A 15,733-nucleotide genomic window follows, 5' to 3' on the forward strand; every position below is an offset into this window, starting at 1 on the left:
CCGCGGGATGGCCGAAAACGCTCGCCGCGCCGCACATCAGGAGCCTCCGGATGGCCACCACGCAACACCCCGCGCCCAGCCGCCTGCGCGCCTGGATGCTGGAGGGCCTGTCCGACATGGGCAAGGGCCATGCTCAGCAGGCACAACGCCCCGAACCGGAGCCCGCGCACCAGGGCCAACGCTGGTACCGCGTGATGTGCCTGACCGGCGTCGACTACTTCTCCACCCTCGGCTACCAGCCGGGCATCGCGGCCCTCGCGGCCGGCCTGCTGTCACCGATCGCGACCATCGTGCTGGTGATCGTCACCCTGGCGGGCGCCCTGCCCGTGTACCGGAGGGTGGCCGAGGAGAGCCCCCGCGGCGAGGGCTCGATCGCCATGCTGGAACGACTGCTCTCCTTCTGGAAGGGCAAGCTCTTCGTCCTCACCCTGCTCGGCTTCGCCGCCACCGACTTCCTGATCACCATCACGCTCTCGGCGGCGGACGCCTCGACCCACCTGGTCGAGAACCCGCACCTCAACGATGCCCTCCACGACCAGCAGATGCTGATCACCCTGCTGCTCGTGGCGCTGCTCGGCGCGGTGTTCCTGAAGGGCTTCCTGGAGGCGATCGGCGTCGCGGTGGCGCTGGTGGTGGCCTACCTGGCGCTCAACGCGGTCGTGGTGACGGTCGGCCTGTGGCATGTGATCACCGAGGGCCATGTGGTCACCGACTGGTCCAACGCCCTGACCGCCGAGCACGGCAACGTCTTCGTGATGATCGGCATGGCCCTCCTCGTCTTCCCGAAGCTCGCCCTCGGCATGTCCGGCTTCGAGACCGGCGTCGCGGTGATGCCACACGTCAAGGGTGACCCGGGCGACACCGAGGAACGGCCCACGGGCCGCATCCGCGACACCAAGAAGCTGCTCACCACGGCCGCCCTGATCATGAGCTGCTTCCTGATCACCACCAGCTTCATCACCACCCTCCTCATCCCCGAGGAGGACTTCGAGGAGGGCGGCCCGGCCAACGGCCGCGCCCTCGCCTACCTCGCGCACGACTACCTCGGCGGCACCTTCGGCACGGTTTACGACGTCTCCACGATCGCGATCCTCTGGTTCGCCGGCGCCTCCGCGATGGCGGGCCTGCTGAACCTGATGCCCCGCTATCTGCCCCGGTACGGAATGGCACCGCACTGGGCACGCGCGGTACGCCCGATGGTCATCGTCTTCACTCTGGTCGCGTTCCTGGTGACCTGGATCTTCGACGCCGACGTCGACGCCCAGGGCGGCGCCTACGCCACCGGTGTGCTGGTCCTCATCAGCTCCGCCGCGATCGCCGTGACCATCGCCGCCCGCAAGGCGGGACAGCGGAACTGGACGATCGCCTTCGCCGTGATCTCCGCGGTGTTCCTCTACACGACGGTCGTGAACGTCATCGAGCGCCCCGACGGTGTGAAGATCGGCGCCTGCTTCATCGCGGGCATCATCCTGATCTCCCTGCTCTCCCGGCTGCTGCGCGCCTTCGAGCTCCGCGTGACCAGCGTGACGCTGGACCCCATGGCGGAACGGTTCGTCCGTGACATGGCCAGCCGGAAGATCCGGTTCATCGCCAACGAGCCCGACAACCGGGACAAGGCCGAGTACCGCGACAAGATCGAGCAGATCCGGCAGGACAACGACGTCCCCGGCCAGGAGGACTTCGTCTTCGTCGAGGTGACGGTGACAGACCCGTCGGAATTCGAGGCGGGCCTGACGGTGCACGGCGAGGTCCTCCACGACCGCTACCGCGTCCTGACCCTGGAGTCCTCCTCCGTCCCGAACGCCCTGGCCGCCTTCCTCCTCCACGTCCGCGACACCACGGGCCGGACGCCCCACATCTACTTCGAGTGGACCGAGGGCAGCCCGTTCGCCAACTTCCTCCGCTTCTTCCTCTTCGGCCAGGGCGAGGTCGCCCCGGTGACCCGGGAGGTCCTGCGCGAGGCGGAACCGGACCGGGCCCGCCGCCCCCGCGTCCACACCGGCTGACAGCCCGACATACGGGGCAACCGGCCGACCGCCTGACATACGGGGCATAAGCACCCGTCCCGGCTACCGTGGGACGCCCCCACCGACCGCCCCGAAGGCGAGGCGCCCCATGCCCCTGAGCATCCGCAACCAACTCCCCGGCACCGTCACCGCCATCACCCCCGGCGAGGCCATGGCCACAGTCAGGGTCGGCCTCGCCGGCGGCCACGACATCACGGCCGCGATCACCCGAGACGCGGTCGAGGACCTGGCCCTCGCCCCGGGCTCCGAAGTCCGCGTCCTGGTGAAGTCGACCGAGGTCTCCCTCGCCACCGGCCCCCTGACCGGCCTGTCGATCCGCAACCAGCTCCCGGGCACGGTGACCGGGATCGCGACGGGCAACGCGATGACCACGGTGCGGATCAAGGTGCCCGGCGGCGACCTCACCTCGGCGATCACCACCGACGCGGCGACCGACCTGGCCCTGTCCCCCGGCATCTCCGTCGTGGCCCTGATCAAGTCGACGGAGATCGCCCTCGCGACCCCCTGACACGCCGCCTCCGACGCAAAAGGGCTCCGCCCAGGCCGTAAGCCCGGGCGGAGCCCTTCATTTCACGTCGCCGGATCAGTCCTCGTACGCGTCCAGCGGCGGGCACGAGCACACGAGGTTGCGGTCACCGAAGGCCTGGTCGATACGGCGCACCGGCGGCCAGTACTTCTCCGCGGCCGAGACCCCGCCCGGGAACACGGCCTCCGCACGGCTGTACCCGTGGTCCCACTCCCCGCCCAGCGCGGCGGCGGTGTGCGGGGCGTTCCGCAGCGGGTTGTCGTCCGCGGCCCACTCCCCGGAACCGACCTTCTCGATCTCCCCGCGAATGGCGATCATCGCCTCGCAGAAACGGTCCAGCTCGATGAGGTCCTCGGACTCCGTCGGCTCGATCATCAGCGTGCCGGCGACGGGGAAGGACATCGTCGGCGCGTGGAAGCCGTAGTCGATGAGCCGCTTGGCCACGTCGTCGACGCTCACGCCGGTCGCCTTCGTCAGCGGCCGCAGATCGATGATGCACTCGTGCGCGACCAGCCCGCCCGGACCCGTGTACAGCACGGGGAAGTGCGGCTCGAGGCGCTTGGCGATGTAGTTGGCGCTGAGCACCGCGACCTGCGTGGCCCGCTTCAGCCCCTCGCCGCCCATGAGGCGGACGTACGACCACGAGATCGGCAGGATCCCCGCGGAACCCCACGGCGCCGCCGAGATCGGCCCGACACCGGTCTTCGGCCCGGCGGCCGGCTGGAGCGGGTGGTTCGGCAGATACGGCGCCAAGTGGGCCCGTACACCCACCGGACCGACACCCGGACCGCCGCCGCCGTGCGGGATGCAGAAGGTCTTGTGCAGGTTCAGATGCGAGACGTCACCGCCGAAGTGCCCCGGCTTGGCGAGCCCCACCAGCGCGTTGAGGTTGGCGCCGTCGACGTAGACCTGCCCGCCCGCCTCGTGCACCTGCGCGCAGATGTCGGCGACATGCTCCTCGAACACACCGTGCGTCGAGGGGTACGTGATCATCAGCACCGAGAGCTCGTCGCGGTACTGCTCGATCTTCGCCCGCAGATCCTCGACGTCGATCTCGCCGTCCTCGGCGGTCTTGACGACGACGACCTTCATGCCCGCCATCACGGCGCTGGCGGCGTTGGTGCCGTGCGCGGAGGACGGGATGAGGCACACGGTCCGCTGCTCGTCCCCGTTGGCCCGGTGGTATCCGCGTACGGCGAGCAGCCCGGCCAGCTCGCCCTGCGACCCGGCGTTGGGCTGGAGGGAGACCTTGTCGTACCCGGTGACCTCGGCGAGACGCTCCTCCAGCTCGTGGATGAGCGTGAGGTAGCCCTCGGCCTGCTCCTGGGGCACGAAGGGGTGCAGCTGCCCGAACTCGGGCCAGGTGACCGGCTCCATCTCGGTGGTCGCGTTGAGCTTCATCGTGCAGGAGCCCAGCGGGATCATGCCGCGGTCGAGCGCGTAGTCGCGGTCCGCGAGACGGCGCAGGTAGCGCAGCATCGCGGTCTCGGAGCGGTGCTGGTGGAACACCGGGTGGGTGAGGAACTCGTCCCCGCGCAGCAGGCCCTCCGGCAGCGCGTCGCCGGCCTGGGCGTCCAGCGCCTCGACGTCGCCCTCGACCCCGAAGGCGCTCCACACGGCGGCCAGCTGGGCCCGGCCGGTGGTCTCGTCGCAGGCGGCGGAGACATGGTCGGCGTCGACGAGCCAGAGGTTCACGCCGCCTTCCCGCGCGGCGGCCACGACCTCGGCGGCCCGCCCGGGAACCCGCACGGTGACCGTGTCGAAGTACGAGCCGTGCACGACCTCGACCCCGCCCGCGGTCAGCCCCGCGGCGAGGATCGTGGCGTAGCGGTGAACCCGTCCGGCGATGCCCTTCAGCCCCTCGGGCCCGTGGTAGACGGCGTACATGCCCGCCATGACGGCGAGCAGCACCTGCGCCGTACAGATGTTGCTGGTCGCCTTCTCCCGGCGAATGTGCTGCTCACGCGTCTGCAGCGCCAGCCGGTACGCCTTGTTCCCGTCCGCGTCCACGGACACCCCGACGAGGCGGCCGGGCAGGCTGCGCGCGAACTTCTCGTGCACGGCCATGTAACCGGCGTGCGGACCGCCGAAGCCCATGGGCACACCGAAGCGCTGCGTGGTACCGACCGCGATGTCCGCGCCCAGCTCACCGGGCGACGTCAGCAGCGTCAGCGCCAGCAGATCGGCGGCGACGGTGACGAGTGCACCGAGCTCATGGGCCTGCTCGATGACGGGCTTGATGTCGCGCACGGCGCCGGAGGCGCCCGGGTACTGGAGGAGCACGCCGTTGATCTCGCGGGCGGCGATGTCGGCCGGGATGCCCTCGCTCAGGTCGGCGACGACGACCTCGACACCCGTCGGCTCGGCGCGCGTCTCGATCACGGCGATGGTCTGCGGAAGGGCGTCCGCGTCGATCAGGAACAGGCCCTTCTTGTTCTTGCCCATGCGCCGGGACAGCGCCATGGCCTCGGCCGCGGCGGTCCCCTCGTCGAGCAGCGAGGCACCGGAGGTGGGCAGCCCGGTGAGTTCGGCGACCATGGTCTGGAAGTTCAGCAGCGCCTCGAGCCGGCCCTGCGAGATCTCCGGCTGGTAGGGCGTGTAGGCGGTGTACCAGGCCGGGTTCTCCATGACATTGCGCAGGATGACCGGCGGGGTGAAGGTCCCGTAGTACCCGAGCCCGATCATGGAGCCGAGCACCTGGTTACGGTCCGCGAGCGAGCGCAGCTCGGCGAGCACCTCGGCCTCGGTCCGCGCTCCCGGCAGGGCGAGGGAGTCGGCGTTCTTGATCACATCCGGCACCGCGGCGGCGGTGAGCTCGTCGAGCGAGCCGTATCCGACCTGGGCGAGCATCTTGGCCCGGGCTTCCTGGTCAGGCCCGATGTGACGCTGCTCGAAGGGGATCCCCATCTCGAGCTCGGAGAGCGGAATGCGGTGGGCGGTCATTACGGAGGCCTCCTGGTCAGACACGACCTTCGAGGGGCACCACGGCACGGGTACCCGGACGGCCTCCCCCTCTGTCATCTCAACCTGAGAGTTTCACCGGGGGCCTGAGGGCGCCCGGCTTTCACCGTCGGTGAGAGCGGAAGCCTTCGACACCCGCTCTGCTTTCCAGAGTGACCTCGTCCGTGCGGTACGTGGGCCTGAGAGATTCCGGGGAGGATTTGCTCCTTCGGCGCCTCCGATGATGTCTGGAGGACTCTCCCGCACGGGGTCAGCAGCCGCTGTCAGCCTACCAGCGAGGTCAACGCCCAGGCGTTCGAGTGGCCGCGCGCCCGAATGTGCTCTTTCGTAGTGCTTACGGATGAGTTGCGACCAAGTGGAGGGCCCGTGCAGACCGACATCGATCCGCGCAACCTGATCGGCCGCAAGGCGTTCGACCGCAACGGCACGAAGATCGGCACGATTGACGAGGTCTACCTCGACGACGCGACCGGCGTACCGGAATGGGCAGCGATACGCACCGGCCTGTTCAGCAGAGACGCCTTCGTCCCCCTGGAACCCAGCGAACTGATCGAAGGCACGTTGAAGGTCCCCTTCGACCGCTCCCTGATCAAGGACGCCCCCGACTTCGGCGTAGGCCGCCACCTCTCCCCCGAACAAGAACTCCAGCTCTACCACCACTACGGCCTGGACATCACCTCCCCTCCACCCCCCGACCACGACTTCGGCAACTTGGCGGGAACAGAGGACGCGGACATGTAGCTACTGCGGGCAGCGGCGCCGTAGCTGCGGGCGGAGCGCGCCCACCCCCACGCCGGTCAAAGGCACGGGCTCATGAACCAGCTCCGCCCGCTGAGGCCCCATGCCTCCCCCGCACCAAGGGCAACGGCTCGGCAACAGCCAGCAGCGGATCATCGACCCGGAACGTCCGCACCCTCCCCGGCTCCGACTCAGGCGTCTCGAACCGCACAGTCACCCGCCCCAGCCCACTCCCCTGCACCCACCCATGCCCGAACTCCGCATGCACCACGTCATGCCCCGCCGGCCACCGCCGCTCCCCAAGCACCTCCACCGCGTCCCCGACCCCCGCGGCCTCACCCGAACCATCCCCCTCCTCCCCCGAATCCTCCGCCCCCAGCTCCCCCGCGGCCTGCGCGAACAAATCCTCCTGCGTGTAATCCGCGAGCCCACTCACCCCGACCCCCAGCAACCGCACACCCCCCGTGGTGTCGACCGCCTCCAGCAGCCGCGCGGCCGCCTCCCGCACCACCGCCGGATCATCCGTGGGCCCCCGCAGGGTTTCGGACCGAGTCAGCGTCGAGAAGTCGTACCGCCGCACCTTCAGCACGATGGTCCGCCCGGACAGCCCCGCCCCCCGCAACCGCCGCACACACCGATCGGCCAGCCGCTGCACCTCGAGCCCGACCCGCACCCGGTCATGGATATCGACGTCGTACGTGTCCTCCACCGACACCGACTTCGTCTCCCGCTCGGCCACCACCGCCCGCTCGTCCCGCGCCAGCGCCATCGCGTACAAGGCGTGCCCATGTGCCTTCCCCAGCATCCGTACGAGCTCGTCCTCCCCCGCCTCGGCCAGCTCGTCGACCGTATGGATCCCGGCCCGCCGCAGATGGTCCCCCGTGGCCGGCCCCACCCCCGGCAGGGTCCGCACCGACATCGGCCCCAGCAACGCCCGCTCGGTCCCCGGCTCGATCAGCACCAGCCCGTCCGGCTTGGCCTGCTCCGACGCGATCTTCGCCAGCATCTTCGACGCCGCGAGCCCCACAGACCCGGTGAGCCCGGTGACGGCCCGTATCTCGGCGCGCAGCTTCACCCCCGCCAGCCGAGCCGACTCCGCGTCCCAGGCCGCGCCCCCGGCCTCCAGATCCACAAACGCCTCGTCCAGACTGAGCGGCTCCACCAAGGGCGACAGCGCCCGCAACAGCGCCATGACCTGCTCACTGATCGACCGGTAGAACCCGAAGCGCGGCACGAGATACGCGGCGTTCGGCGCCAGCCGCCGCGCCTGCGCCATGGGCATCGCGGAATTGACCCCGAAGACCCGGGCCTCGTACGACGCGGTAGCCACCACACCGCGTGGTCCGAGCCCACCCACGATCACGGCTTTCCCGCGCAGACTCGGCTTGGACGCCTGCTCCGCCGAGGCGAAGAAGGCATCCATGTCGAGGTGCAGGATCGTAGGCGCGCTTCTCACATCTCCGATGCTGCCCTACACCACTGACAATGCCCCCGCACCGCTCCCGGCCGGGCTCACCAGGGGCCCTCAGACCGCCCGGTTACGCCGCCGTGCCAGCTCGTCCGCCGGGTTGTGCCCGACGAGTGTCTCCCCGGTGTCGATGCGCTCCCCGTGCAGCTGGGACAGCGCGCTCTCGACATCCCGCCACACCACGCCGACGGCGATCCCGAAGATCCCCTGTCCGCCCTGGAGCAGCGCGTGGACCTCGTCGGGCGAGGTGCACTCGTAGACCGTGGCACCGTCGCTCATCAGCGTCATGCGCTCCAGATCGCTGAAGCCCCGCTCCCGCAGGTGCTGCACCGCGGTCCGGATGTTCTGCAACGACACCCCGGTGTCCAGGAACCGCTTGACGATCTTCAGGACGACGACGTCCCGGAAGCTGTACAGCCGCTGCGTCCCCGACCCGTACGCGGGCCGCACGCTCGGCTCCACGAGCCCGGTGCGCGCCCAGTAGTCCAGTTGCCGATAGGTGATCCCGGCGGCCGCACAGGCCGTCGGGCCTCGATAGCCGATCTGCTCGGACGCCATGGGCGCCGCCCCTCCGCCGCTCGGCACGGCCGTCGGTCGCTGCGGGGCGCGGTCGGCCGCACCGCCCGACTGGGGATATCCCCCGTTCGAGCGGAGCCGTGAGCTCGGGGGAGGGTACGGACCGCTCTCCCCGAGACTGCGTCCGGGGGCACCCCCAGCCGTACCGTCGCCGCTGCTTCTCACGCCGACCTCCGTCCTTGACCTGCCTTCTCGACGGTAGGCAGTCACCAGGGGTGCGTCAACGATCGCCACACTCGGCACGCCGAGTGATAATCACCCTAGGAGTGGTTTCCCGTACCCAACCGCGGGGAAAGGCTAGCCGAATGCACTGGGGCCGGGTCGCAGGACGCTCTCACTCGCCGCTGGCAATTGCCGCCGCCCGAGAATCTCACTGGCTGCTGGTGCCGAAGTCCTCGGGTGAGATCTGGTCGAGGAACTCGCGGAACTTCTCCACCTCGTCCTCCTGCTCGTCCGGGATCGCGATGCCGGCGTCGTCGAGCACGCCGTCGCTGCCGTAGATCGGCGTCCCGGTGCGCAGGGCCAGCGCTATGGCGTCGGACGGACGCGCGCTCACCTCGACCCCGCTGGCGAAGACCAGCTCGGCATAGAAGACGCCTTCACGCAGGTCCGTGATGCGCACTTCGGTGAGCTCCTGGCCGACGGCCTCCAGCACGTCCTTGAACAGGTCGTGGGTCAGCGGTCGCGCGGGGGCCATGCCCTGCTGGGCGAAGGCGATGGCCGTCGCCTCCCCCGGCCCGATCCAGATGGGGAGGTAGCGGTCGCCTCCCACTTCGCGCAGGAGCACGATCGGTTGGTTGGAGGGCATTTCGACCCGGACACCTACGACATCGAGCTCGTTCACACAGCAACCCTAGGCCGTGCCCGGGACGTTTGGGTAGTCGGGCAGGAAACGGGCGGCCGATACGGCCCTCCCACGGCCCCCGGCTCAGGGCAGCCGCACCCCGAGCGCGGTCTGCACGAGCGCGGCGTGCAGCTTGACCGTGAGCCCCGCCAGCTCCTTCGTACGGGCCTCGGCGTGCGCCCTGGTCTGCGGGTTGCGGTGCCGCTTGAGCGGCGCCACGACCTGGTCCACCAGGCCCGCCTCACGGTCCGCGGCGGCCTTCATCACCCGCAGGTGCCGCGGCTCGATCCCGAACCGCCCCAGCTCGGCGACGAGCGAGGCCACGGTGACCGTCTCGGCGTCGTACGCCCCGTCCGGCAGCGGCGCGATCAGCCCGTACGACTCCCACTCCTGAAGGTCGCGTTCCTCGATCTCCGCGGCGGACAGCAACTCGGCCCGCCCGATCCGCGCCGCCGTGGGGACCTCGGAAAGCTCCGGCACGGCCTCCCCGTCCCGCTGGCGGCCCACGGCGGGCAGCGGGACGGCCTCACCGCGCGCCATGGCGTCCAGATGCTCGCGGATCACCTTGAGCGGCAGATAGTGGTCCCGCTGCATCCGCAGCACGTACCCGAGCCGCTCGACGTCGTCGGCGCTGAACTTGCGGTACCCGGAGGGCGTCCGGCGCGGCTCGACTAGGCCCTCGGACTCCAGGAAACGGATCTTGGAGATGGTGACTTCGGGAAACTCGTCGTGCAGCGCGTTCAACACCGTGCCGATGCTCATCAGCCCGCTGTCCGTGGCGGCGATGCCGTGCCCGGCACCGCCGCTCGGTGTATGAAGCATGGACCTTCTCCGGGGGAGGGTCAGTAGCCTCGCTGGCTCGCGTAGAAGACCAGCCGGTACTTGCCGATCTGCACCTCGTCACCGTTCGACAGAGCGACCTGGTCGATCCGCTCGCGGTTGACGTACGTGCCGTTCAGGCTGCCCACGTCGGCGACCGTGAACGAGCCGTCCTGGCCGCGGCGGAACTCCACGTGCCGGCGCGAGACGGTGACGTCGTCCAGGAAGATGTCGCTCTGCGGGTGACGGCCGGCGGTGGTCAGGTCGCCGTCCAGCAGGAAGCGGCTGCCCGAGTTCGGCCCACGGCGCACCACCAGGAGCGCGGAACCGAGCGGCAGCGCGTCGACAGCGGCCTGCGCCTCGGGAGACAGCGCCGGGACCTGCGTCTGACCGGTGACCTCGGCGTCGTAGGCCTCAAGACCGGAGATGGAGATCGTGGACGTGGTCTCGGACGGACGCTCGGGAACCGCACCCGCCCGCAGCGGAGCACCGCAGTTGGAACAGAAGCGACTGTTCTCCGCGTTGCGGTTACCGCACCTCGTGCACACCAGGGCCGACATGGACGGATCCTCCTGCCGCGGCTGCCCCGCCGGGGCATTGGACGCGTACGGGTCGGCGGCGAACCCTCCGCCCGTACTTGAGGCTGACGGTTGCCCGAAACCTATGCCTCCGGCCTGGGCAGGGTCAACCGACGGCGCGCCCTGACCTCCGGAAATGTCGCCGCCCGGACCGCCCACCTGGTCCCGGAACAACGGCCGCTGACCCTCTGCGTCAGGCTGGGCGCGATGACGGGCGGTGGCGTTGTCGTTGCCCTCTCGCGCGCTCTTGCCGAACAACTTCGCAAACAACTTCACGGGCGATTCCCCTTGACTGAAACAGACCCGCCCGTGGGGCAGGACGAACCCTGACTGCACACTCCGGCCGACCCGGACATCCTCACAACGTCCGTATCCACCAGACAGTTTCCACCACGCACCACCCATTCGGTGCGCCGACCCCCCGCAACCTCATGCCCTCGCCGGACGTCCCCCATGCACCCCCGATTCACCGCGAGGACGACCGAGCGTAGTCAGGCCGCTCCGCGGCCCGCAAGGCGTCCACAACGATCTTGTCCGACCGCTCGACCGTCACGGTGGCCTGCTCCTTCTCCAGAGTCTGCACCACGCCTCCAGGGATGTTCAGAGCCGGTTCGAGGTCCTGCGGCTTGCCGATGACCTTGAAACGATAGGGCGCGTTGATCTTGTTCCCGTCGACGCTCACGGAGTTCTCCGAATCCGTCAGATACGTACCCGCCACCACGCGTACCCCGTTCACCTGGATCGCCTCCGCGCCGGCCGCACGAAGTTCCTGGATGGCGTCCAGCAGCATGTCCGCCTCGACCGTCCCCTTCGTGTCGTCGATGGTCACCGTGATGCCGGGCCCCTGGGCTGCCACCGTGCCCGCCAGAATGCCGAGTTGCCGCTCCTTCTCGACCGTCTGCCGACGAGCCTCCTCGGCCTGGTTCGAGCTGTTCTCCAGCTCGTCCCGCTGCTTTTCGAGTCCCTGCTTCTCGTCCTCAAGACGCTGTGTGCGGTCGTCCAGTTCATCGAGGATGCGGACAAGATCTTCCTGACGCGCTCCGCGCAGGGCGTCGTCCCCGTCGCTGTTGGAGGCGACCTGCACGGCCAGGCCGAACCCGAGGCCGAACAGCAGCAGCGCGACGATCAGTTGGGCCCGCGTGACACGCGGCGGCCACAGCCCCTTGGCCAGGCGCTGCCGACCGGTCAGCCCGGACCGGGGCTCCGGGGCCTCCGGCGCCGCCCCGGAAGCCGCGGACGGCACCTCGTCGGGCAGCTCCTTGCGCAGTCTGTTCTCGGTCCCGGGCGTCTCGTCCTGGTTGCTCATCGGCCTCACGCCCGGAACACGTGCCGGCGGATCGCCGCGGCGTTCGAGAAGATCCGGATACCGAGGACCACGACGACACCAGTGGACAGCTGGGCCCCCACGCCCAACTTGTCGCCGAGGAACACGATCAGCGCGGCTACGACCACATTGGACAGGAACGACACCACGAAGACCTTGTCGTCGAAGATGCCGTCGAGCATGGCCCGCAGACCACCGAAGACGGCGTCCAGCGCCGCCACGACGGCGATCGGCAGATAAGGCTCGACGACCGCCGGAACCTCAGGCCGGACCAACAGGCCGGCCACGACTCCCACGACGAGGCCCAGTACGGCGATCACGATGTGCCCTTCTCGGTTTTCTCGGTGTTCGGCTGTGCTGTTCGTACGGTCACACTGGGTGCTGCCGGCAGCCGGAGCTCCTCCTCCACGGAGATGGCGGTCCGGATGCCGAAGTTCTCCTGCAAGGCGTGCAGATACAGCCCGTCGGCGCTGTCCTGGAACCTGCGGCTCAGCCGCTCCCCGTCCCCCACCGCGAGCACCGTGTACGGCGGCACCAGCGGCTTGTTGTCGACCAGTATCGCGTCACCCGCGGCCCTGATCGCCGACAGCGCCGTCAGCCGCTGCCCGTTGATGGAGATGGCCTCGGCCCCCGACTCCCACAGCCCGTTGACCACGCGCTGCATGTCCCGGTCGCGGACCCGCCCCGTGTCCGAGAAGCCGGACGTCTCACGCGGGTCCCCGTCCCCGCCCCCGCTGGATTCCTTGGCGTCGTTCACGACCAGTTTCACGCCAGGCCCGTACACCTCGACAGCCCCGGCGAGAATGTCCACCAGCCCGGCCTGCTCGCCGCCACCGCTCTCCTTGAGCGCCTCGCGCCGGCGCGCGCTCACGTCGTCCCGCAGCTTGTCGACGCTGTCCTCGAGCTTGTCGGCGGCCTCCGTCTCCTGATCGATCCGGTCGATCAGCTCCTCGCGTTCCTTCGCCACCACAGGAGCCGCGACCCGAGCCTGCGCCGCCCCCACGGTGACGACCAGGGCCGCCAGCACCAGACCGGCCGCGAGCCCGAGCTTCGCCCGTAGCGTCTTAGGCAGACCACCGTCCGCCGCCTGCTTCCGAGCAGCCGCCTCCGCGTACCCGTCATCGAGGCTGTGATCCATGACGTTGTTGAGCAGCGACATGGAAGCGTCCGGACGCGGGGGGCGCGTAGGAGTGCTCCGAACGGGGGGCTGCTGCGGCATGCCGCACATCGTCGCACGTCGCGCCCAGTACCTCCGAATGGCCCCTCCGGCGTGCCGGACAGGCCCCCTTGGGGACACTTGTCCGGCACGCGCGCGTACAGCCTGATTCAGCGGCCGGCGCTGTCCACCACGGCCGACCACTCATCGAGCAGGGCCTGCGCGGAGGCGTCGTCCGGGCCCTCCGCCCACAGGTGGGTGACCGCTTCCGCCGGGTCCGGCAGCACCATCACCCAGCGCCCGTCGGTCTCCACGACCCGCACCCCGTCCGTGGTGTCCACGAACCGGTCTCCGGCGGCCTCGACGACCCGTCGCATGACGAGCCCCTTGACGGCCCACGGAGTCGCCAGGTCCCGCTTGAGGACATGCGCCCGCGGGATCCGGGCGTCGATCTGGCTGAGGGTGAGCTGGGTACGCGCCACCAGCCCGATCAGCCGTACGAAGGCCGCCGTACCGTCGAAGACGCTGCTGAACTCCGGGACGATGAACCCGGCCTTGCCGTCGCCGCCGAAGATCGTGGCCTCGTCCCGTCCCACCCGGGTCAAATCGTCGGGCGACGTGGTTGTCCACTCCACCTGCGTCCCGTGGTACGCCGCCACCTGCTCGGCGATCCTGGTGGTCGTCACCGGCAGCGCCACCCGACCGCTGCGCCGCTCCGCGGCCACCAGGTCGAGCATGACGAGCAGGGCCCGGTCGTCCTCGACAATGCGTCCCTTCTCGTCGACCAGGGACAGCCGCTCGCCCACAGGGTCGAACCGCACCCCGAACGCGGCCCGCGCGGAGGCGACGATCTCGCCCAGCCGCACCAGCCCCGAACGGCGGGTGTCCGCGGTCTCCGTCGGCCGCGACTCGTCGAGACCGGGGTTGATGGTCAGCGAGTCCACACCGAGCTTGCCCAGCAGACTGGGGAGCACGAGTCCCGCACTGCCGTTGGACGCGTCCACCACGACCTTGAGCCCGGAATCGGCTATCCCCGTCGTGTCCACGTTGCGCAGCAGCGATCCCGTGTACGAGTCGAAGACGCTCGCCGGGAAGTGCAGGTCCCCGATCTCCCCCGGGAACGCCCGCCGGTACTCCTGCCGCGCGAACACCCGGTCCAGCTTCCGCTGACTGCCCTGCGACAGGTCGGCACCCTGCCCGTCGAAGAACATGATGTCCACGGAGTCCGGCACTCCCGGCGTGGTCCTGATCATGATCCCGCCGGCGCTACCGCGCGCGGTCTGCTGCCGCGCCACGGGCAGCGGTACGTTCTCCAGGTCCCGTACGTCGATGGCGCTCGCCTGAAGAGCGGAGATGACCGCGCGCTTCAGCGCCCGAGCACCACGGGAGTGGTCACGGGCCGTGGTGACGGTCGCACCCTTCTTGAGAGTGGTCGCATAGGCGCCGGCCAGCCGCACGGCCAGCTCGGGCGTGATCTCCACGTTCAGGATTCCCGAGACCCCTCGGGCGCCGAAGAGCTGCGCCTGGCCCCTGGACTCCCAGATCACCGAGGTGTTGACGAATGCACCGGCCTCGATGATCTTGAACGGGTAGACCCGCACATTGCCCTGAATGATCGATTCTTCCCCGATCAGGCACTCGTCGCCGATGACGGCGCCGTCCTCGATCCGGGCCGAGCGCATGATGTCGGTGTTCTTGCCGACGACACAGCCACGGAGATTGCTGTGCTGCCCGACATACACGTTGTCGTGCACGACGGCCCTGTGCAGAAAGGCCCCGCTCTTCACGACGACGTTGGAGCCGACGACGGTGTGCTCCCGGATTTCGACACCGGCCTCGACCTTGGCGTAGTCCCCGATGTAGAGGGGACCGCGAAGGACGGCATCGGGATGCACTTCGGCACCTTCCGCCACCCATACGCCCGGCGAGATCTCGAACCCGTCGAGCTCGACGTCGACCTTGCCCTCCAGGACGTCGGCCTGCGCCTTCACATAGCTCTCGTGGGTGCCGACATCCTCCCAGTAGCCCTCCGCGACATACCCATAGATCGGCTTGCCCTCCTTCATCAGCTGAGGGAAGACATCACCGGACCAGTCGACGGGCACATCAGCCTCGACATACTCGAAGACCTCGGGCTCCATGACGTAAATACCGGTGTTCACGGTGTCGGAGAAAACCTGGCCCCAGGTCGGCTTCTCAAGGAAACGCTCGACCTTGCCCTCTTCGTCGACGATGGTGATTCCGAATTCCAGGGGATTCGGCACCCGCGTCAGACAGACGGTGACGAGGGCACCCTTCTCCTTGTGGAAACGGATCAGATCGCCGAGGTCGAAGTCGGTCAGGGCATCGCCGGAGATCACAAGGAAGGCATCGTCCTTCAACGCCTCTTCGGCGTTCTTGACGCTTCCGGCGGTACCGAGTGGCTTCTCCTCGTTGGCATAGCTGAGCTCCATTCCGAGCTCCTCGCCGTCACCGAAGTAGTTCTTGACCAGAGAAGCCAGGAACTGGACAGTAACGACGGTCTCGTTGAGCCCATGCCTTTTGAGCAGCCGAAGAACGTGCTCCATGATCGGCCGGTTGGCCACCGGCAGGAGCGGCTTGGGCATGCTTGAGGTCATGGGGCGAAGGCGTGTGCCTTCGCCTCCGGCCATCACGACGGCCTTCATGTCGGAAGCGTCCTCCTCTACGAGACGACGGTCTAGCCGACTTCACCCGT

The 15,733-nt window shown here is 69.2% G+C and carries 13 protein-coding genes and 1 riboswitch; of the genes, 3 read left to right on the forward strand and 10 right to left on the reverse strand.

Translation table 11 applies throughout. The features are described 5' to 3' along the window. The first annotated feature begins 50 nt into the window (after positions 1–50). Together STRCI_RS07020 and STRCI_RS07025 are read left to right on the forward strand one after the other, a co-directional pair. The gene (locus STRCI_RS07020) at positions 51–2,006 is read left to right on the forward strand and encodes an APC family permease (RefSeq protein ID WP_269657985.1); all 1,956 of its coding nucleotides are present in this window, start codon (positions 51–53) and stop codon (positions 2,004–2,006) included. 109 nt (positions 2,007–2,115) lie between these two features. Continuing rightward, a complete protein-coding gene (locus STRCI_RS07025; RefSeq protein ID WP_269657986.1) occupies positions 2,116–2,535 on the forward strand; it encodes a TOBE domain-containing protein in 420 nt (139 codons plus the stop codon). A 75-nt stretch (positions 2,536–2,610) separates the two neighbouring features. Here the strand turns inward: STRCI_RS07025 and gcvP are convergent, their stop codons facing one another. Beyond that, a complete protein-coding gene (gene gcvP / locus STRCI_RS07030) occupies positions 2,611–5,496 on the reverse strand; it encodes an aminomethyl-transferring glycine dehydrogenase (protein ID WP_269657987.1) in 2,886 nt (961 codons plus the stop codon). A 175-nt stretch (positions 5,497–5,671) separates the two neighbouring features. Beyond that, positions 5,672–5,767: riboswitch (glycine riboswitch) on the reverse strand. Between the two features lie 113 nt (positions 5,768–5,880). Between gcvP and STRCI_RS07035 the strand changes: the two genes are divergently transcribed. Then, a complete protein-coding gene (locus tag STRCI_RS07035) occupies positions 5,881–6,255 on the forward strand; it encodes a PRC-barrel domain-containing protein (protein ID WP_269657988.1) in 375 nt (124 codons plus the stop codon). Between the two features lie 70 nt (positions 6,256–6,325). Here STRCI_RS07035 and STRCI_RS07040 read toward each other — a convergent pair whose 3' ends face one another. From STRCI_RS07040 to STRCI_RS07080, 9 genes are all read right to left on the reverse strand, one after another. Then, complete coding sequence (locus STRCI_RS07040; protein WP_269657989.1) at positions 6,326–7,708, reverse strand: DNA polymerase IV; 1,383 nt, start codon at positions 7,706–7,708, stop codon at positions 6,326–6,328. Positions 7,709–7,777: 69 nt separating this feature from the next. Beyond that, on the reverse strand, positions 7,778–8,461 hold the full coding sequence (locus STRCI_RS07045) for a MerR family transcriptional regulator (protein WP_269657990.1): 684 nt from the start codon (positions 8,459–8,461) through the stop codon (positions 7,778–7,780). Between the two features lie 205 nt (positions 8,462–8,666). Then, on the reverse strand, positions 8,667–9,140 hold the full coding sequence (locus STRCI_RS07050) for a bifunctional nuclease family protein (RefSeq protein ID WP_004002801.1): 474 nt from the start codon (positions 9,138–9,140) through the stop codon (positions 8,667–8,669). 84 nt (positions 9,141–9,224) lie between these two features. Continuing rightward, the gene (gene ftsR / locus STRCI_RS07055; protein WP_269657991.1) at positions 9,225–9,962 is read right to left on the reverse strand and encodes a transcriptional regulator FtsR; all 738 of its coding nucleotides are present in this window, start codon (positions 9,960–9,962) and stop codon (positions 9,225–9,227) included. A 20-nt stretch (positions 9,963–9,982) separates the two neighbouring features. Further along, positions 9,983–10,942 (reverse strand): FHA domain-containing protein, encoded by a 960-nt coding sequence (locus STRCI_RS07060; protein WP_269657992.1) that lies wholly within the window; start codon positions 10,940–10,942, stop codon positions 9,983–9,985. Between the two features lie 61 nt (positions 10,943–11,003). Next, positions 11,004–11,843, reverse strand: coding sequence for a DUF881 domain-containing protein (locus STRCI_RS07065; RefSeq protein WP_269657993.1), 840 nt, complete (start codon positions 11,841–11,843; stop codon positions 11,004–11,006). A 5-nt stretch (positions 11,844–11,848) separates the two neighbouring features. Next, positions 11,849–12,181, reverse strand: coding sequence for a small basic family protein (locus tag STRCI_RS07070; protein WP_003988855.1), 333 nt, complete (start codon positions 12,179–12,181; stop codon positions 11,849–11,851). Further along, positions 12,178–13,080 carry a DUF881 domain-containing protein gene (locus STRCI_RS07075; protein WP_269657994.1) on the reverse strand — a complete coding sequence of 301 codons (903 nt, stop codon included), beginning with the start codon at positions 13,078–13,080 and terminating at the stop codon, positions 12,178–12,180. Before STRCI_RS07075 ends, STRCI_RS07070 begins: the two co-directional genes overlap by 4 nt. Positions 13,081–13,187: 107 nt before the next feature. After that, positions 13,188–15,683: a mannose-1-phosphate guanyltransferase gene (locus tag STRCI_RS07080; protein ID WP_269657995.1), complete on the reverse strand. Its 2,496-nt coding sequence runs from the start codon at positions 15,681–15,683 to the stop codon at positions 13,188–13,190. Positions 15,684–15,733: the final 50 nt, after the last annotated feature.

It is taken from the genome of Streptomyces cinnabarinus (assembly GCF_027270315.1).
Classification (GTDB): Bacteria; Actinomycetota; Actinomycetes; order Streptomycetales; family Streptomycetaceae; genus Streptomyces; species Streptomyces cinnabarinus.